The sequence below is a fragment of the Streptomyces chiangmaiensis genome (assembly GCF_036281785.1).
Classification (GTDB): Bacteria; Actinomycetota; Actinomycetes; order Streptomycetales; family Streptomycetaceae; genus Streptomyces; species Streptomyces chiangmaiensis.
This window is the reverse complement of sequence record NZ_JAYWVC010000016.1, coordinates 67,623-85,472: the sequence shown is the minus strand read 5'-3', so window position 1 is coordinate 85,472 and position 17,850 is coordinate 67,623. Positions and strand designations below refer to the sequence as shown.

At 71.9% G+C, this 17,850-nt stretch carries 15 protein-coding genes and 2 pseudogenes; 10 read left to right on the top strand and 7 right to left on the bottom strand.

The window, feature by feature from the left end:
• The 3 genes from VXC91_RS08085 to VXC91_RS08075 form a co-directional block, all read right to left on the bottom strand.
• On the bottom strand, positions 1-1,154 hold a 1,154-nt coding region (locus VXC91_RS08085; protein ID WP_329506219.1), incomplete at its 3' end, for an NADH-quinone oxidoreductase subunit C.
• Positions 1,151-1,834, bottom strand: coding sequence for an NADH-quinone oxidoreductase subunit B (locus VXC91_RS08080; protein WP_329506218.1), 684 nt, complete (start codon positions 1,832-1,834; stop codon positions 1,151-1,153). The genes VXC91_RS08085 and VXC91_RS08080, both read right to left, overlap by 4 nt.
• On the bottom strand, positions 1,825-2,274 hold the full coding sequence (locus tag VXC91_RS08075) for an NADH-quinone oxidoreductase subunit A (protein WP_408057347.1): 450 nt from the start codon (positions 2,272-2,274) through the stop codon (positions 1,825-1,827). Before VXC91_RS08075 ends, VXC91_RS08080 begins: the two co-directional genes overlap by 10 nt.
• A 301-nt stretch (positions 2,275-2,575) precedes the next feature.
• Between VXC91_RS08075 and VXC91_RS08070 the strand changes: the two genes are divergently transcribed.
• The 5 genes from VXC91_RS08070 to VXC91_RS08050 all read left to right on the top strand — a co-directional run bounded on the left by VXC91_RS08070 (position 2,576) and on the right by VXC91_RS08050 (position 9,905).
• The gene (locus VXC91_RS08070) at positions 2,576-3,805 is read left to right on the top strand and encodes a sensor histidine kinase (protein WP_329506217.1); all 1,230 of its coding nucleotides are present in this window, start codon (positions 2,576-2,578) and stop codon (positions 3,803-3,805) included.
• Positions 3,806-4,057: 252 nt separating this feature from the next.
• Positions 4,058-5,410: a sensor histidine kinase gene (locus VXC91_RS08065; protein WP_329506216.1), complete on the top strand. Its 1,353-nt coding sequence runs from the start codon at positions 4,058-4,060 to the stop codon at positions 5,408-5,410.
• 569 nt (positions 5,411-5,979) lie between these two features.
• Entirely contained in the window at positions 5,980-6,639 is a 660-nt protein-coding gene (locus VXC91_RS08060) for a response regulator transcription factor (protein WP_329506222.1), read from the top strand.
• Between the two features lie 265 nt (positions 6,640-6,904).
• Positions 6,905-8,833, top strand: a complete 1,929-nt coding sequence (locus VXC91_RS08055) for a 2-oxoacid:acceptor oxidoreductase subunit alpha (protein WP_329506215.1) — start codon at positions 6,905-6,907, stop codon at positions 8,831-8,833.
• Entirely contained in the window at positions 8,826-9,905 is a 1,080-nt protein-coding gene (locus tag VXC91_RS08050; RefSeq protein WP_329506214.1) for a 2-oxoacid:ferredoxin oxidoreductase subunit beta, read from the top strand. Before VXC91_RS08055 ends, VXC91_RS08050 begins: the two co-directional genes overlap by 8 nt.
• Before the next feature lie 16 nt (positions 9,906-9,921).
• Here the strand turns inward: VXC91_RS08050 and VXC91_RS08045 are convergent.
• Positions 9,922-10,116 (bottom strand): annotated as a pseudogene (locus tag VXC91_RS08045) (winged helix-turn-helix transcriptional regulator); the annotation flags it as partial.
• Between VXC91_RS08045 and VXC91_RS08040 the strand changes: the two are divergent.
• Entirely contained in the window at positions 10,088-10,960 is an 873-nt protein-coding gene (locus VXC91_RS08040; protein ID WP_329506213.1) for an SDR family oxidoreductase, read from the top strand. The pseudogene VXC91_RS08045 and the gene VXC91_RS08040 sit on opposite strands and share 29 nt — an antisense overlap.
• Positions 10,961-11,088: 128 nt before the next feature.
• The gene (gene rarD / locus VXC91_RS08035) at positions 11,089-12,105 is read left to right on the top strand and encodes an EamA family transporter RarD (protein WP_329506212.1); all 1,017 of its coding nucleotides are present in this window, start codon (positions 11,089-11,091) and stop codon (positions 12,103-12,105) included.
• Between the two features lie 60 nt (positions 12,106-12,165).
• On the opposite strand, the gene VXC91_RS08030 is transcribed toward rarD, so the two are convergent.
• Positions 12,166-14,181: a tetratricopeptide repeat protein gene (locus tag VXC91_RS08030; RefSeq protein WP_329506211.1), complete on the bottom strand. Its 2,016-nt coding sequence runs from the start codon at positions 14,179-14,181 to the stop codon at positions 12,166-12,168.
• A 482-nt stretch (positions 14,182-14,663) separates the two neighbouring features.
• Between VXC91_RS08030 and VXC91_RS08025 the strand changes: the two genes are divergently transcribed.
• The 3 genes and pseudogenes from VXC91_RS08025 to VXC91_RS46945 all read left to right on the top strand — a co-directional run.
• The gene (locus tag VXC91_RS08025) at positions 14,664-15,206 is read left to right on the top strand and encodes a DUF6668 family protein (protein ID WP_329506209.1); all 543 of its coding nucleotides are present in this window, start codon (positions 14,664-14,666) and stop codon (positions 15,204-15,206) included.
• A 2-nt stretch (positions 15,207-15,208) separates the two neighbouring features.
• Positions 15,209-15,745: an NUDIX hydrolase gene (locus tag VXC91_RS08020; protein WP_329506208.1), complete on the top strand. Its 537-nt coding sequence runs from the start codon at positions 15,209-15,211 to the stop codon at positions 15,743-15,745.
• 3 nt (positions 15,746-15,748) lie between these two features.
• Positions 15,749-15,928 (top strand): annotated as a pseudogene (locus VXC91_RS46945) (flavodoxin); the annotation flags it as partial.
• A gap of 21 nt (positions 15,929-15,949) precedes the next feature.
• Here the strand turns inward: VXC91_RS46945 and VXC91_RS08015 are convergent.
• Together VXC91_RS08015 and VXC91_RS08010 are read right to left on the bottom strand one after the other, a co-directional pair.
• A complete protein-coding gene (locus VXC91_RS08015) occupies positions 15,950-16,846 on the bottom strand; it encodes an ABC transporter permease (protein WP_329506207.1) in 897 nt (298 codons plus the stop codon).
• Positions 16,833-17,822 carry an ABC transporter ATP-binding protein gene (locus VXC91_RS08010; RefSeq protein WP_329506205.1) on the bottom strand — a complete coding sequence of 330 codons (990 nt, stop codon included), beginning with the start codon at positions 17,820-17,822 and terminating at the stop codon, positions 16,833-16,835. The genes VXC91_RS08015 and VXC91_RS08010 overlap by 14 nt, the downstream gene beginning before the upstream one ends.
• Positions 17,823-17,850 lie beyond the last annotated feature (28 nt).

Sequence of the window (17,850 nt, the reverse complement as noted above, 5' to 3'; positions counted from 1 at the left end):
CTGGCCTCGGAGTCCGGCACGGTCGTGGTCTCGGCTTCGGCCTTTGTCTCCGGTCCGGTCTCGCCCTCGGCCTTCGGTCCGGCCTCGGCTTCCGGCACGGCGCCGGCTTCGGCTGCGGTTCCAGCCGCAGCCTTGCCTTCGGCCGTGTCCTCGGTGTCCGCCTTGCTTTGACGTTCCGGCGAGGGGGTGGGCTCGGACTCGTCGAAGGCCGGGCGGGCGTGGTGCCAGGGAGCGTCCGAGCTGCGCGGTGCGGCGGGCGGTTCGGTCACCGGACCCTGGCCCTGGGCTTCGGAGGCGGCCGCACGTTGCGAGGCGGATCCTCCGGACGCGCTGCGCGTACGACGGGGACCGGCCGCCGGCCCGGCGGGAGCAGCTGCCTGCCCGGCGCCCGCCTCCGCCGCACGCTGTGAAGCCGAACCCTCCGAGGCGCTCCGCACCCGACGAGGCGGAGTCGGGGTCTGCGTGGTCTCGCTCGCGGCCGGGGCCTGGGTCGCGGAGCCCTCCGCCGCGGTGCGCGTGCGACGGGCGGGGCGGTCGCCGGCTGGGCGTCCGGCGGCTCGGGCCGTGCGGGCGGGAGCCGGGGGGAGCTGTCCCTTGAGCGGCCCCCACTCGTTCGGGTCGGGCACGCCCGGGGGCAGCATCTGGCGGCGCTTGGGGCCGCCGTGATCCGACTCGCCCGGTTCCTTCGCCCCGGGCCAGGCCTTGGCGACCCGGGCCGCCAGGACGAAGTCCTTGCGCAACGGGTGCCCCTCGAAACCGTCGGGCAGGAGCAGGTGGTCCAGCGCCGGGTGGCCCTCGAAGGTGACGCCGAACATTTCGTGGGTCTCGCGTTCGTGCCAGGCGGCGCCCGCGTAGACGTCCACGGCGGAGGGCAGGACGGGGGCGTCGTGGGGGACGGTCGTACGCAGAAGGAGACGGCGGACCGGGGACAGGGCCACGACATGGGCCGAGACGCGCATGCCCGTGTCCGGCTCGTCGACCGCGCTGAGCCAGTCGAAGAACGTGCAGCCCAGGTCGTCGCGGGCGACCCGCAGCGCCGCGATCCAGCCCGTCGCGGGTACGTCGACCGTCAGGACGTCGTACGACTCCTCGGCCGTGGCCTCGGGACCGAAGATGTCCTCGATGGGCGCGGGCAGCCAGCCGGCCCCGGTCATCGGGCCACCTCCGAGCCCGGCCCCTCGCCCGCGGCCGTGGCAGGTGACGCGCCCGGAACCGTCGCCGGGGACGGCGGCTCGACCAGGCCGCTCTGCAGGGCCGCGGTGGACGGCCGCGTCGAGCCGTACCGCTCCCCCAGCGACTCGCGCGCGATCTTCTCCTGGAGTTTGAGGATGCCCTGGAGCAGCGCCTCGGGGCGCGGCGGGCAGCCGGGGACGTACACGTCCACCGGGATGATCTGGTCGACGCCCTTCGTGACGGAGTACGAGTCCCAGTACGGGCCGCCGCAGTTCGAGCAGGCACCGAAGGAGATGACGTACTTCGGTTCGGGCATCTGCTCGTACAGGCGTTTGACGGCCGGGGCCATCTTGTCCGTGACCGTGCCGGACACCACCATCAGGTCCGCTTGACGGGGGCCGGGAGCGAACGGAATCACTCCCAGGCGGATGAAGTCGTGACGAGCCATCGACGCGGCGATGAACTCGATCGCGCAGCAGGCGAGACCGAAGTTGAAGACCCACAGCGAGTAGCGGCGGCCCCAGTTGAGGATCACCTTCATCGGCTCCGGGGCGAGCCGGGAGAGCGCGCCGAGCCTCCCTCTGTCTTCGGCGGAGGGAACCCCGGGCTCCGGCAGCAGCACCGGCTCCGGGACCGAGGGGGTCGAGGGGTTCACGTCCATGCCAGGACGCCCTTCTTGTATGCGTACAGCAGTCCCACGGCCAGGAAGCCGAGGAAGATGAACATCTCCACGAGCGTCGTCCCGCCGTAGCCGGGGGCGGCGAAGACCGTCGCCCAGGGGAACAGAAAGATCGAATCGACCGCGAAGATCACGTACAGGAACGCGTAGACGTAGTAACGGACCTGGGTGTGGGCCCAGCCCTCGCCGACGGGATCGACGCCGCACTCGTACGTCAGGAGCTTCTCGGGTGTGGGCACGATGGGCCGCAGCAGGCGACCCGCGCCGAAGGCGACGGCGACGAACAACACGCCGAGGACGGCGAGCAGTCCGACGACGGAGTAGGACTGGAAGTAGTCCGCCGCGACGATGTTTCCGGTGTCCACGGCTGTCCCTACGCTCCCGGTCTCCGCCACGGCAGCGACGGCGGTCGGATCCGGCACGTCAGCCCCTCACTCCCTGACCTCGTGACCCTGATGAACCGTGTGTTCGACGATCTGTACGCACGGGAGTCTAGGCCCTGCTAAAGAAAGGGTAAGCAGCCCGTCGCGCCCTGAGATGCGCCGGTGCTCCGCTCACGGCTTCGATCCCGTCCCCCCGGTACCCCCGATACGGCTCCGCTCACGCCTCCACGGGATCCCCGGAGGTGGGGTTTGCCCCAGTGGACCTCGGCGGTCCGCCTCATGGTGCTGTGGCGGGCCGGGTTGGCAGGCTGGCGGACATGACCGAACGAGGCCGGAAGATATGACCGAACGCATCACGAGCTCCGGCGCCCCGCACGGCAGGCGCCCGCCGCCCCCTTCCGCCGTCCCGGACGGCGAACGGCCGCCGCCCCCGCGTCTGGCCCTGGGCGGCCACACCTGGCGGGAGATCGCGCATCTGCTGGCGAATCTGCCGGCGTCGCTGGTGGGCTTCACCTACGTCGTGACGCTGCTGTCCATGGGAGCGGGGCTGACGGCGACCGTGATCGGCCTGCCGCTCCTGGCCGCCGGACTGCTGGGCGCACGGCAGCTGGGCAAACTGGAGCGGGCGCGGGCCAGGGCGCTGCTCGGGGTCCGTGTGGAGGAGCCGACTCCACTGCCGTTGCGCAAGGGCGGCGGGGCACTCCAGCGGATGTGGATGGCGTTGAAGGACCCGGTGGGCTGGCGGACGGTCCTGTACGAGTTCATCCGGCTGCCCTGGGGGATCGCGACCTTCACGGTGACGTTCGTGTCGCTGTTCGTCCTGTGGCCGGTCCTGCCGTTCATCGCCCGCGGGCTGACGAACGTGGACCGTGCGATGGTGCGCGCACTGCTGTCCCCCTCGGACGAACTGGAACGGCGCATCGCGGAACTGGAATCCGACCGCGGGGTGGTCGTCGACACCGCGGCGGCGGATCTGCGGCGCATCGAGCGCGATCTGCACGACGGGGCACAGGCCCGGCTCGTGAACCTGGCGATGGGACTCGGTCTGGCCAAGGAGAAGCTTCTGGAGGACCCGGACTCGGCGGCGGCGATGGTCGAGGAGGCGCACGGCGAGGTGAAGCTGGCGCTGCAGGAGCTGCGGGACCTCGCCCGCGGTATCCATCCGGCGGTTCTCACCGACCGCGGCCTGGACGCGGCGCTGTCGGCGGTCGCCACGCGCTGCACCGTGCCGGTGAAGGTGACGGTGGATCTGGAGACGAGGCCGGCCGCGGCGATCGAGGGCATCGCCTACTTCACGGTCTCCGAGCTGCTGCAGAACATCAGCAAGCACAGCGGGGCGAAGTCCGCCTCCATCGATGTCTGGCGGGCCGACGAACGGCTGCTCATCCAGGTGAGCGACGACGGCCGGGGCGGTGCTCGCCTCGACGCCGGCACCGGTATGGCGGGGCTCGCGGAGCGGCTGGGTGCGGTCGACGGCCTGTTCGTCGTCGACTCGCCGGTGGGCGGCCCGACGGCCGTCACGGCGGAGCTGCCATGGCGGGACCGGGGGGACGAGGCTCGACAGAGGTAAGAGACGGGGGACGTGACGAGGGCCGGCGGGCGCGGTCGGGGGCGGTCGTACGTGGGGGTACGGCCGTCTCGGCGCGCCGGGACCCTTCCGGGGGCAGCGGATGTGCGGGGTGGGGAAAACCCCCGGTCCAAGACGCCGACGCGCTCCATGGCCGGGCGGGCGCCGTCACACCAGGGTGGAGGTACGAACCGTGGGGTGGGCCGAACGGGCCTGCCGCGCAGGGGTGGATGACGAGGAGAACGGACGACGCCGATGGCCACGCAGTACGGGCACGGGTACGGAGAGTGGGGCGGCCCCGGGTCGCAGGGCGCCGGGGGGCGGCCGCACCGGCTTCCCCTCGCGCTGCGGGCGCCGATCGAGGGGCGCAGCTGGGGCGAGTTCTGCTACCTGCTGCTGAGCCTGCCGATCGGCATCATGATGTTCACCTACAGCGTCACGATGTTCTCGCTCGGGGCGGGACTGCTGGTGACGTTCCTCGGGATCCCGGTGTTCGCGGCGACGCTCGCGGGATGCCGGGGGTTCGGCGCGCTGGAGCGGGCCCGGGCGCGGGGGCTGCTGGGGCTCGAAGTGGCCGACCCCGAGCCACTGCGGACGAAGCGGCGCGGCGCCATGGCCTGGACCGGGGCGATGCTCAGGAGCGGGACGTCGTGGCGGCACCTGCTCTACACGGTGCTGCAGTTCCCGTGGGCGGTGTTCTCGTTCACCGTGGGGGTGACCTTCTGGGTGTGCGGGTGGGCACTGCTGACGTATCCGCTGTGGTTCTGGGTGTTCCCGATGTACGTCGGCCAGGACGGGCTCCAGCTCTACGGTGACGAGACGCACCACGTCTATCTGGACAACCCGTTCAAGATCACGGTGACCGCGCTGATGGGGTTGCTGATCACGCTGGCCACGCCCTGGATCGTGCGGGGTCTGACGACCGTGGACCGGCTGCTGGTGCACGGGCTGCTCGGGCCGTCACGGCTGGCGACCCGGGTGGTGGAACTGGAATCGGACCGCGGCGTGGTGGTCGACACGGCGGCGGCGGACCTACGGCGCATCGAACGGGACCTGCACGACGGGGCACAGGCCCGGCTGGTGGCGCTGGCCATGGATCTGGGTCTGGCGAAGGAGAAGCTCGCCGAGGATCCGCAGGCGGCGGCGCGGATGGTGGACGAGGCGCACGGAGAGGTGAAGACCGCGCTGCAGGAGCTGCGGGACCTCGCCCGCGGGATCCATCCGGCGGTGCTGACGGACCGGGGGCTGGATGCGGCGCTGTCGGCGGTGGCCTCGCGGTGCACCGTGCCGGTGCAGGTGGAGGTGGACCTGCCGTCGCGGCCGGCGCCGGCGATCGAGGGGATCGCCTACTTCACGGTGTCGGAGCTGCTGCAGAACGTCAGCAAGCACTCCCGGGCGTCGCGCGCGACGGTGGACGTTTGGCGTGTGGACGACCGGCTGCTGCTGCAGGTCGCGGACGACGGGGTCGGGGGCGCGGACACCTCCGCGGGGTCGGGGCTGGCCGGGCTGGCCGGCCGCCTCGATGCGGTGGACGGGGTGCTGGTGGTGGATTCCCCGGCCGGGGGTCCGACCCGGATCACCGCCGAATTGCCGTGGCGCTCGGCCTGACAGCGGCTGGGCACCGCTTCTGACGCGCCGCCCCTCGGTCCGTTCGTGAAGCGGGGGGCGACGTGGCGCGGCATTGTCTGCCTCCGGGGGAGGCCAGGGGGAGGCCCCTCCATCCCTGGTGGCGCTCCTCCCACCCTCGGTGGCTCCGCCCTTTCCCCGGACGGTCCGACTCGGCACCCCGGACGGCTTCCTTCGACGCGCCACACGCCCCTTCCTTGTCGCATCGTGTGCGCCTGGTCGCGGCCGCGCAGAGCCTTGTCGCCGTCGCCGTGCGCATCCGGCCCGCGGGCACCTTGCCGGTCCCCGCGGGCCGAGCCTTGCCCTCACCGCAGTCGGAGCGACCCGTCCCGTCGGAGTCTTCCCCTCTCCCGTACGGGCTTCCCCGGGCCCACCGGGCGGAACACGGCCGGTCAGTTGTCCACAGGCCGGGTGAGAACGCGCGGACGGCGCAATACTGAGGGGCCGAGGGGGCGACCTGACGACGCGGGCCGCCCAAAACACCGCCGGACGCACAGGACGCATACGGCCGAAGACGAAGGGCTCGGGGGCCGAGGATCGTGGAGGACAAGGTGCGGGTGGTCATCGCCGAGGATTCAGTGCTGCTCAGAGAGGGTCTGACCCGGCTGCTGACCGACCGCGGGCATGAGGTCGTCGCCGGTGTCGGTGACGGCGAGGCGCTGATCAAGACCATCACCGAGCTGGCGAACCGCGGGGAGCTCCCCGATGTCGTCGTCGCCGACGTGCGGATGCCGCCGACCCATACGGACGAGGGGGTCCGGGCCGCGGTTCAGCTCCGCAAGGCACACCCCGGACTCGGCGTGCTGGTGCTGTCCCAGTATGTCGAGGAGCGTTACGCCACCGAACTGCTGGCCGGTTCCAGCCGCGGCGTCGGCTATCTGCTCAAGGACCGGGTCGCCGAGGTGCGCGAGTTCGTGGACGCCGTGGTGCGGGTGGCCCAGGGGGGCACCGCGCTGGACCCGGAGGTGGTCGCACAGCTGCTCGGACGCAGCCGTAAGCAGGACGTGCTGGCCGCGCTCACTCCGCGGGAGCGCGAGGTCCTGGGACTGATGGCCGAGGGCAGGACGAACTCCGCGATCGCCCGGCAGCTCGTGGTGAGCGACGGAGCCGTCGAGAAGCACGTCAGCAATATCTTCCTGAAGCTCGGCCTGTCACAGAGTGACGGGGATCACCGGCGTGTTCTGGCCGTTCTCACCTATCTCAACTCCTGATCGACTGACACTGTGTCACGGAGCGGGAGCCGGCAGTGTCGGGTACTCCGTAAGCACCAGAACCAAAGGGTGAACCCGGAGCGTCTTCAAAAGCATCGTCGGGGGGCGAGTAAATCATGACAAGTCAGGGCGTCGGATCGTCTCGCCATGGTGTCCATCATGCGAACGACCGAGGGAAGGCGACCCTTACCGACGTAGGGTTGATCCTGGGAAGGCCGGGGGGCCGGCCGCTCCCGGTCAGCCGCCTCGAGGGAGGTCCAGTTCAGTGACCAGCCAGGTCAGCAGTCCAGCGGAGCAGGCAGACGAAGCCGTCGTAGGAGAACAGCGCAAACGGGTGGGCGCGAAGGACGTACGGAAGCTCGACCGGGTGATCATCCGGTTCGCGGGAGACTCCGGTGACGGGATGCAGCTCACCGGTGACCGCTTCACATCGGAGACGGCGTCGTTCGGGAACGACCTGTCGACGCTGCCCAACTTCCCCGCCGAGATCCGTGCCCCCGCAGGCACGTTGCCGGGTGTCTCCTCGTTCCAGCTGCACTTCGCCGACCATGACATCCTCACCCCCGGGGATGCGCCGAACGTGCTGGTGGCGATGAACCCGGCCGCCTTGAAGGCGAACGTCGGCGACCTGCCGCGCGGTGCGGAGATCATCGTCAACACGGACGAGTTCACCAAGCGGGCCATGCAGAAGGTCGGCTACGACTCCAGTCCCCTGGAGGACGGCTCCCTGGACGGCTATCAGGTCCACCCCGTGCCCCTGACCACGCTGACCGTCGAGGCACTGAAGGAGTTCGACCTCAGCCGCAAGGAGGCCGAGCGCAGCAAGAACATGTTCGCGCTGGGTCTGCTGTCGTGGATGTACCACCGGCCGACCGAGGGCACCGAGAACTTCCTGAGGTCGAAGTTCGCGAAGAAGCCGGACATCGCGGCGGCCAACATCGCCGCCTTCCGGGCGGGATGGAACTTCGGCGAGACCACCGAGGACTTCGCGATCTCCTACGAGGTCGCACCGGCCGCGAAGGCGTTCCCGGTCGGCACGTACCGCAACATCTCGGGGAACCTGGCCCTGGCCTACGGTCTGATCGCGGCCTCCCGGCAGGCGGATCTGCCGTTGTTCCTTGGCTCGTACCCGATCACCCCGGCCTCGGACATCCTGCACGAGCTGTCCCGACACAAGAACTTCGGGGTGCGGACCTTCCAGGCCGAGGACGAGATCGCAGGGATCGGTGCCGCGCTGGGCGCGGCCTTCGGCGGCTCCCTGGCCGTGACCACGACGTCCGGACCGGGTGTGGCTCTCAAGAGCGAGACGGTCGGGCTCGCGGTCTCGCTGGAGCTGCCGCTGCTGGTCGTGGACATCCAGCGTGGCGGCCCGTCGACGGGTCTGCCGACCAAGACCGAACAGGCGGACCTGCTGCAGGCGATGTACGGGCGCAACGGCGAGGCGCCGGTCCCGGTGATCGCCCCGCGGACCCCGGCGGACTGCTTCGACGCGGCCCTGGAGGCGGCCCGGATCGCCCTGACCTACCGCACGCCTGTCTTCCTGCTGTCCGACGGCTATCTGGCCAACGGCTCGGAGCCCTGGCGGATCCCGGACCTGGAGGAGCTGCCGGACCTGCGGGTGCAGTTCGCCCAGGGCCCCAATCACACGCTGGACGACGGCACCGAGGTGTTCTGGCCCTACCAGCGCGATGCGCAGACCCTGGCGCGGCCGTGGGCGATCCCGGGCACGCCGGGCCTGGAGCACCGAATCGGCGGCATCGAGAAGCAGGACGGTACCGGCAACATCTCCTACGACCCGGCCAACCACGACTTCATGGTGCGTACCCGCCAGGCCAAGGTCGACGGCATCGAAGTGGCCGACGTGGAGGTCGACGACCCCCACGGAGCCAGGACCCTCGTCCTGGGCTGGGGCTCCACATACGGCCCGATCACCGCGGCGGTACGCCGGCTGCGCACCGCCGGCGAGTCGATCGCCCAGGTCCACCTGCGCCACCTCAACCCCTTCCCGCGGAATCTCGGTTCGGTCCTGAAGCGTTATGACAAGGTGGTGATCCCCGAGATGAACCTCGGTCAGCTCGCCACGCTCATCCGGGCGAAGTACCTGGTCGACGCGCGTTCGTACAACCAGGTCAACGGAATGCCGTTCAAGGCCGAACAGCTTGCCACGGCTCTCAAGGAGGCCATCGATGGCTGAGACGTCCACGGAAGGCACGGGCACGATCGAGGCGCTCTCCCTCGTCCCCAAGGCCGTGGCCAGGCAGTCCATGAAGGACTTCAAGTCCGATCAGGAAGTGCGCTGGTGCCCCGGCTGCGGTGACTACGCGATCCTGGCCGCCGTCCAGGGCTTCATGCCGGAGCTGGGCCTGGCCAGGGAGAACATCGTCTTCATCTCGGGCATCGGCTGCTCCTCCCGGTTCCCGTACTACATGAACACGTACGGCATGCACTCCATTCACGGCCGTGCGCCCGCGATCGCGACCGGCCTGTCCACCTCGCGCCGCGACCTGTCGGTATGGGTGGTCACCGGCGACGGTGACGCGCTGTCCATCGGCGGCAATCACCTCATGCACGCCCTGCGCCGCAACGTCAACCTGAAGATCCTGCTGTTCAACAACCGGATCTACGGCCTGACCAAGGGCCAGTACTCCCCGACCTCCGAGGTCGGCAAGATCACCAAGTCGACGCCGATGGGTTCCCTCGACGCGCCCTTCAACCCGGTGTCACTGGCCATCGGCGCCGAGGCGTCGTTCGTCGCCCGGACGATCGACTCCGACCGCAAGCACCTGACCGAGGTACTACGCCAGGCCGCCGCCCACCCGGGCACCGCCCTGGTGGAGATCTACCAGAACTGCAACATCTTCAACGACGGCGCCTTCGCCACCCTGAAGGACAAGCAGACCGCGGAGGAAGCGGTGATCCGCCTGGAGCACGGGCAGCCGATCCGCTTCGGGCCCGGCGGCGCGCGCGGCGTCGTACGGGACCCGCGTACCGGCGACCTCACGGTCGTCACCGTCACCGCGGAGAACGAGGCGGACATCGTCGTCCACGACGCCCACGCCGCCTCCCCCACCACGGCGTTCGCGCTGTCCCGGCTGGCCGACCCGGACACCCTCCACAACACCCCGATCGGCGTCTTCCGCTCCGTCGACCGGCCCGTCTACGACACCCTGATGGCCGACCAGCTCGACGCCGCCATCGAACAGAACGGCAAGGGCGACCTCGCCGCACTGTTCGCCGGCGGCGACACCTGGACCGTCGTCGGCTAGGACGACATCACGCGGTTCACACGGCCCGGGCCTGCAGCGCCCGGGCCTCGTCGTACGCCCGGCGGGCCTCCTCGACGTCGGCCATGCGCTCCTGCGTCCACAGCGCCAGCGCGCGCACCTGCTCGGCGGCCTCGCGCCCCAGATCGGTCAGGGAGTAGTCGACCCTCGGCGGGATCACCGGCTTGGCGTCACGGTGGACCAGGCCGTCGCGCGTCACCGGAGCCACCGGACACCTCGGCCGTCACACCGTGGAGCAGTTGCTGGAGAAGGTTCCGGCCGACCAGATCACCGCGGTCGTCCGCACCCAGCAGAAAGCCGCCGACTTCGCGGAGCGTGGCGTACGGATCGCGGTCGCCGACTACAACGTGCCCGAGACCTTCGACCGCCTCTTCTCCCCCGGCGACAAGGTGCTGCTCATCTCCGGCAACGAGTTCGACAAGGGGCGGGTCGGCCAGCACAGGGTCGTCCTCGACGCCGCCAAGGAGGCCGGAGTCGCGCTGTTCGCCTACACCAGCGCGCCGGGCGGCCTGACGGCCGCCCTCGCCGACGACCACCGTGCCACCGAAGAGGCCGTCCTGGCCTCCGGTGTGCCGTACGTGCTACTGCGCAACGGCTGGTACAACGAGAACTACACCGAGCATCTCGCCCCCGTCCTGGAGCACGGCACCGTCGTGCACGCCGCGGGCGAGGGCCGGCTCACCTCCGCCGCCCGCGCCGACTACGCCGCGGCCGCCGTCGCCGTGCTGACCGGCGAGGGGCACGAGAACAAGACGTACGAGCTGGGCGGGGACGAGGCGTGGGACTTCGCCGAGTTCGCGGCCGAGGTGGCCAGGCACTCCGGCAAGGAGATCAGCTACGCCCCCGTCTCCGTCAAGGCCTACACCGGCATCCTCACCGGCGCCGGGCTGCCGGAGCCCCTTGCCGCCGTCTTCGCGGGTGTGGACGCGTCCATCGAGAAGGGCGAGCTGGCCGTCCTCACCGGCGACCTGTCGCGGCTGACCGGCCGCCCGGCCACCACCATCTCCGCGTCCATCGCCGCCGCGCTCAAGGGCTGATCCCCGGGGCCTGGGCATCCTGGCCCCGCCCGTCATGACCGTATAGCGATACGCACATGACAGGCGGGGGCGCTCGCGCTACCTTCGTGGATGCCGCACGGGAACAATCGCGCGAGAAGGAGGGGCCCGTGGCCGAGAAGTCGAAGATCGAGCGGCGGACAGGTCTGCTGAACGGCTTCGCGGCGTATGGGATGTGGGGGCTCGTCCCCCTCTTCTGGCCGCTGCTGAAGCCCGCCGGAGCGATGGAGATCCTCGCCCACCGGATGGTCTGGTCCCTCGTCATCGTGATCGCCGCACTCCTGGTGATGCGGCGCTGGGCCTGGGCGGGCGAGCTGCTGCGGCAGCCGCGCAGGCTGGGGCTGGTCACGATCGCCGCGGCGCTCATCACCGTGAACTGGGGCGTCTACATCTGGGCCGTCAACAGCGGCCATGTGGTGGAGGCCTCGCTCGGCTACTTCATCAACCCGCTCGTCACCATCGCCATGGGCGTGCTGATCCTGAAGGAGCGGCTTCGGCCCGTCCAGTGGGCGGCGGTCGGGGTCGGCTTCGCCGCCGTCGTCGTCCTGGCGATCGGCTACGGCCGCCCGCCGTGGATCTCGCTGTGTCTCGCCTTCTCCTTCGCCACGTACGGCCTGGTGAAGAAGAAGGTCGGCCTGGGCGGCATCGAGTCGCTGGCGGCGGAGACCGCCGTGCAGTTCGTGCCCGCGCTGGCGTATCTGCTCTGGCTCTCGTCGCACGGTGGATCGACGTTCGCCGCCCACGGCCCCGGACACGCGGCACTGCTCGCCGCGACCGGTGTCGTCACAGCGCTGCCCCTCGTCTGCTTCGGCGCCGCCGCGATCCGCGTGCCGCTGTCCACGCTGGGGCTGCTGCAGTATCTGGCGCCGGTCTTCCAGTTCCTGCTGGGCATCCTCTACTTCCACGAGGCGATGCCGCCCGAGCGCTGGGCCGGCTTCGCGCTGGTATGGATCGCCCTGGCGCTGCTGACCGGGGACGCGCTGCGCACGGCCCATCGGACGGCCCGCGCGCTCAGGAACGGTATCGGCGCATCCGGTGCCGTCGTGGCCACCGGGACGGTGAGCCCGGCGCGGAGGGCGGACGACGTGGTGGCGGGTTCCGATCAGCCGGTGGACGCCAGGCCGTAGACCGCGGGCGTCCCGTCGGCGCGCAGGGGCCAGGGCGTCAGCGGCCCTGGCCCCTTCGGCTCACTGGGGGCGGGGCGGTTCGCCGTCGGCGGCGACACGGGCGCGTTCGGCGAGGCGCCCCATGCGGCCGCGGGCCCGTTCGAGCTGGTCGAGGTCGTCGGCCGCGGGGCCCCCGGAGGCGGCGAGTTCGCTCCACACGGCGATCAGGTCTCGGCCGAGGTGCAGCCCCTGGACCGGGTCGCGGACGGCACGCCAGGCGGCGGCCGCGCTCTGCACGTTCCCGTACGCGCCCCGTGAGTCGCCCATCCGGTGGCGGAGCCGGGCCAGGTCGAGCGACAGGTGGAAGGAGCGCAGGGCGTCTGCGGCCAGGTAGGCGATGTAGGCGGTGAGTTCGCGCAGTCGCAGTACGTCGGGATGGTGTGCGCCGAGACTCGCGGAGGCCTCGTTGACCGTCCGCTCGGCCAGAGCGGCGGCCTCCTCGATACGGCCCTGCTTCACCGCGGCGTTGATCCGGGCCATGGGCTCAGCGATCGGCCCGCCCGCGTCTCCGGGCGGCACGGCCCCGGAGTCGGGGGCGAGCACCGCCTCGGCCATGGAGTCGAACTCCCGCACGGGTGGCTCCTTGGCCTCCTCCTCGACCTCGGCGACCGACACGGTTTTCGGGGGCGCGGTGGGCTTCCAGTCGGGAGCGGCGTAGGGGGCCGGTTCGCAATCCGCGTCCGTGGCGGGAGGCGCGAGCACTTCGGGGGTCTCGACGGACGAGGGGGCAGGGGCGGGCCAGGCGGGCGCGGGCGCCGTGGCGGGAGACGGCGGGGGCGTGCTCGCCGCTGCGCGCCGAGAGAGCGGCATCGGGGGCTGCGGGGCAGGAGTGGATTGCGGTTCGGTCGGCGCGACAGGCCCGGCGGCGACCACCGGTGGCGGGCCGAACACTCCCGTCGGCGCGGTGACGGTGCCGGGGGCCTGCGGCGCGGGCAGCGGCGTCCGGCCGGACGGCGACGGCAGGCCACGGCCGTCGCCCGCGGCGGGCAGCACCTGCGCCGGCCCGGACGTCACACTGATCAACGCGGCGTCATCGGGCACGCTCCGCAGCACGAAAGTGGAGACGGTGCCTCCCGGTCGCGCCTGGGCGACCTCCCGGCCGGCCTCGGGGGACTCCGGCCGGGGAGCGGGACCGGCGGACGAGGGTGGGGCGGCCCCCGGCACGGGTGCGGATGGCGACGGCTGAACCGACGACGCAGCCGGCGCCGATGCCGGACGGTCGTGAGCCACGGGACCGGCGACCTGCGGAACCGACGGCGGGACCGGGGCAGGACCCGGGCCGGCGGCGGGCGCTGACGAGGGAGCCGGAGCGGGCGGGTGCCGAACGGGCGACGCGGGCGCGGGAGTCCGGGCCGCCGGCAGGGTGGTGCGCGGTGCCGAGGCGGCCGGTCGGGCCGACGGCGCGGTGGAGGACCCTGCGAGACGCGCAACCGACCGCTCCGGTACGGCGCCCGGAGCGGAGGTGCGGGACCCGACGCCGGGCGGCTGGGCGCTCGGCGCGGTCGCCGGTGGTGTGGGGCGGGATTCCGCCGCATCAAGAACCTGCGCCGGAGGGGGTGGTGCCGACAGCCCGTCCGGCTCCCGTACCGCCCTCGGGGGGAACGCCGTGGCCGACGTATCCGGCGCAGGCTCCTGAGCGTTTGCCGGTCGCCGGGCATGCGTGGCCTCGTCACGGCGCGGCGCCTCCGGCGCATCCGCCGTCCTGGGTGCACCCACCTGCACCGGCTCCCCCGCGTACTCGCTCGAGCCGTCCACGTACACCCGGATCGGGACGACGAAGCCGATCCGTTCGTCGTGGACCGTCGCGAGGACGGGGCGGCCACTGGCGAGGGCGAGACGGTGGAGGTGGTCCAGAACGGCCTCCTGGGCCTCCTCGTCCGGTCCCACGGCCACCGGCATCCCGCCCACGGTCGCCCCCGCGCCGGGCGCCGCCGGCACATGGACCTCGATCGGCGCCGCCCCGGCCCCGGCACTCCCCGCGGACACGGCCCCCGCGGCGGGGCGCCCCCGCTGCTGATCGCGGCTGAGTCGAGACATCATTCCCTCACTCGGGTCGGTCGGTGGAGGAAAGGGTGGCGGAAGCGGAGGAAGAAGAGGTCGCCGCGTCCCCCGCGAAGCACGCGCAGGCGCCCAGCGTACGCGGACCGGCCGTCGCACGGGGGACGCCGTGGGCCCCCGCCCCCGCGGCTCCGGCGACCCGCGTCACCGCGACGTCCCGACCGGCGCCTCCGCCCGACCGGCCCCCGGCGCTGCGTCAACCGGCCCGCCCCGGAGGCCGGTTCGGCCCGGCACGGCCCTCTTCACGGCGCTCTCGGCCCCGTTCGACATCATCTCCCCCCAGGCCTCCGGCTCCGGACATGCGTACGGAGACGTACGTACGCACCCGAGTCTGCCGCTCCCGTCCCCCCTCGTGCGTCACCGCAGCGTCACAAGCTCGTCCCAGGAACCGGCGCCCCGATACCGGACGCACGTGCCGAACGTGAAGATCGAGGTGCGGCGAGCGAACGAGGAGAGTGGCGATGCAGGGGATCGCACCACAGGGGCCCGGTGGGCCCGGGATCTGGCTTCGCGGGCCGGCGGCCGACACCGGGCCGTGGCCGGAGACCGCCCAAGGCGTCGCGAGCCGACGGAAGTTCGCGTGGTTGGGCACCCACGGCGGCGCCGGCACGTCCACCCTGGCCACCGTCTTCGGCGGTTTCGACGCGGGCCGCGACTGGCCGCGCCCGGAGCGGGGCGAACCGTCCTCGGTGCTCCTGGTCGCGCGCACCCATGCCACCGGCCTGCGGGCCGCACTCGGCTTCCTCGACGTCTTCCGGCGCGGCGATGCGCCGCCCGGCCTCGACCTCGACGCCGTCGTGCTGGTCGCGGACGCGCCCGGCCGGCTGCCTCGCCGGCTCGCCCAGCACATCTCGGTGACGGAGTCCTTGATCGACGTCTACCGGGTGCCGTGGGTACCCTCCTGGCGCACCGGTGATCTGGAAGGACGGCCGCCCCGCGGGTGCGAGCGACTCGCCCGGCTGACCGGCGCGTTCGCACACTCCGGCGGCGGGCGGGAGCGTTGAGCATGCGCTGGGCCGTCCACGGGGAGCGCCCGCTGTACGACACGCCCTGGGTGCGGCTGCGTGCGCTGGACGTCGAGCGGCCCGACGGAGAACGCTGCGAGTACCACGTCGTCCGGCTGCGGGACGTGGCCGTCACCGCGGCTGTCGACGGTGAGCGGCGCGTGCTGATGATGTGGCGCCACCGTTTCGTCACCGGCACGTGGGCCTGGGAGCTGCCCATGGGACTCGTCGAGGACGGCGAGGAGCCCGCCGCGGCGGCCGGGCGCGAACTGGAGGAGGAGACGGGCTGGCGCGCGGGCTCGCTCAGGCCGCTCGTGCGCGCGGAGCCCGCGGCCGGCATCACCGACTCCCGGCACTTCGTCTTCCGCACGGACGACGCCGCGTACGTCGGCGAACCGGTCGAGCGCAACGAGTCGGACCGTCTGGAGTGGATCGCGATGCCGGAGCTACGCGCCATGATCAACCGGGGGGAGATCGTCAGCAGCGCCACCCTGGTGGGGGTGATGGCCCTCCTGCTCGACCTCACGATGGACACTTAGCAGCAGGTCGCCGACCCCCTCGTCGGCACGCTCGGCAACACGGCCGTCCATAGGGGTCTGCGTTTCGGCGGCGCCCTGCTCGGCAGCGGTAGCAGGCCCGGCGACGTGCTGAGGAACATCGAGGCCCTGGACCGCGCCGGGACGTTCTTCGCGCAGGACGCGCCGCTCGCCCGCTTCCCGTACGGGACAGCGCTCGTGTGTGCCCTACGTGGTGATGTCCTTGGTGGTGAAGCGCGCCCAGGCCGCCGAGCCGAAGACCACCGCGTACAGGGCCTGCAGGCCCAGATTGCGCATCAGGTCGTCCCAGTAGACCGGGTCGCGCATCAGATCCGCGAAGGACAGCCAGTAGTGCGAGAAGAGGTACGGCTGCAGCGCGTGCAACTGGGGTATCTGGTCGAGGATCTGGACCGTGATCAGCAGGCCGACCGTCGTCGCCATCGCCGCGATGCCGCTGTTGGTGAGGGTCGAGACGAACAGGCCCAGCGCCGCCACGCCCATCAGCGACACGGCGACGACCAGCGCGATCAGCAGAGCCCGGACCAGACCGTCGGCGAAGCCGATGCGGGTGCCCGAGATCGTCGTCAGGTCGCCCAGCGGGAAGAGCAGGGCGCCCATCGCGAGCGCCGAGACCGCGACGACAAGAGTGGCGACGAGACAGAAGGCCATCGTGGTCACGTATTTGGTGAGCAGGAGGCGGGTACGGCCGGCGGGCGCGACCAGGAGGTAGCGCAGCGTCCCGGAGTTCGCCTCACCCGCGATCGCGTCGCCCGCGACCACACCGACCGCCATCGGCAGGAAGAACGGCAGAGTGGCTGCGAGCGCGGTGAAGACCAGGAACAGGCCGTTGTTGGTGATCTGCGTGATGAACGCCGGGCCGCCCTCACCACCGTGCCCGCCGACGCCGGAGCCGTCGCTCGTCTCGATCCTGACGGCGATCCCGACCAGGATCGGCACACCGGCCAGCACGGCGAGCAGAGCCAGCGTGCGCCAGCGCCGGAAGGTGGTCAGCAGCTCGCTGCGCAGCAGGCCGAAGGTCCACAACGGACTCGGCCGCCGAGAACCCGGGGCCGGAACCACCGCGACCTGCTCACTCTGCGACATCGAAGCCCTCTCCCGTCAGCGCCACGAACGCGTCCTCCAGGGAGGCCCGTTCCACTCCGAAGCCACGGACACGGACTCCGGCGGCGACCAACGCGGCGTTCACCTCGCCCAGTTCGCGGTCCGGAGGCTCGCCCGTCACCCTGCCCTCGTCCACCACCACGTCGGCCACGCCCTGTTCCTTCAGCACGCGGGCGGCGTCGGTCACGTCCGGGGTCGTCACGACGAGACGTCCGCGCGCTCCGGCGGCCAGGTCCGCCACCGCGCCCTGCGTGATCAGCCGGCCCCTGGCCATCACCGCGGCGTGCGTGCAGACCTGCTCGATCTCGTCGAGCAGATGGGAGGAGAGGAAGACGGTCGTACCGTCGGACGCCAGCTCGCGCACCAGGGAGCGGATCTCACGCATGCCCTGCGGGTCGAGGCCGTTGGTCGGCTCGTCCAGGACGAGGAGCCTGCGGGGCTGGAGCAGCGCGGCCGCCAGTCCCAAGCGCTGCTTCATGCCCAAGGAGTACGCCTTCGCCTTCTTGCCGCCCGCCGCCGTGAGCCCGACCCGGTCCAGCGCGGCGTCGACCCGCGCACGCCGGGTGCGCGGGTCGGCGGTGGGGTCGGCGGCGTCGAGGCGCAGGAGGTTGTCGCGGCCGGAGAGAAAGCCGTACAGGGCCGGGCCCTCGATGAGGGCGCCGACGTGCGGGAGCACGGCGCGTACGGCCCGCGGCATGGGCCGTCCGAGGACGCGCGCCGTGCCGGAGGTGGGCTCGATCAGGCCCATCAGCATGCGGATGGTGGTGGTCTTGCCGGAGCCGTTCGGTCCGAGGAAGCCGAAGACGCTGCCCGCCGGGACGGTCAGATCGAGCCCGTCGACGGCGAGCTGCCCGCCGCGGTAACGCTTGGTGAGGGCGCGGGTGGCGATGACCGGGGTGCCCGGCGCCACTTCCGCATCCGCATCCGCATCCGCATCCGCGGCGGGCAGCTCCTCCATGGGCTCTCCTGTTCGTGCCGTCAGCAGG

What these genes read in the sequence shown, in the direction of transcription:
- VXC91_RS08065 (WP_329506216.1), top strand. Translation starts at nt 4,058, where the DNA reads ATGGCCACGCAGTACGGGCACGGGTACGGAGAGTGGGGCGGCCCCGGG.
- VXC91_RS08050 (WP_329506214.1), top strand. Translation starts at nt 8,826, where the DNA reads ATGGCTGAGACGTCCACGGAAGGCACGGGCACGATCGAGGCGCTCTCC.
- VXC91_RS08020 (WP_329506208.1), top strand. Translation starts at nt 15,209, where the DNA reads ATGCGCTGGGCCGTCCACGGGGAGCGCCCGCTGTACGACACGCCCTGG.
- VXC91_RS08080 (WP_329506218.1), bottom strand. Translation starts at nt 1,834, where the DNA reads ATGGACGTGAACCCCTCGACCCCCTCGGTCCCGGAGCCGGTGCTGCTG.
- VXC91_RS08025 (WP_329506209.1), top strand. Translation starts at nt 14,664, where the DNA reads ATGCAGGGGATCGCACCACAGGGGCCCGGTGGGCCCGGGATCTGGCTT.
- VXC91_RS08030 (WP_329506211.1), bottom strand. Translation starts at nt 14,181, where the DNA reads ATGTCTCGACTCAGCCGCGATCAGCAGCGGGGGCGCCCCGCCGCGGGG.
- VXC91_RS08070 (WP_329506217.1), top strand. Translation starts at nt 2,576, where the DNA reads ATGACCGAACGCATCACGAGCTCCGGCGCCCCGCACGGCAGGCGCCCG.
- VXC91_RS08010 (WP_329506205.1), bottom strand. Translation starts at nt 17,822, where the DNA reads ATGGAGGAGCTGCCCGCCGCGGATGCGGATGCGGATGCGGATGCGGAA.
- VXC91_RS08015 (WP_329506207.1), bottom strand. Translation starts at nt 16,846, where the DNA reads ATGTCGCAGAGTGAGCAGGTCGCGGTGGTTCCGGCCCCGGGTTCTCGG.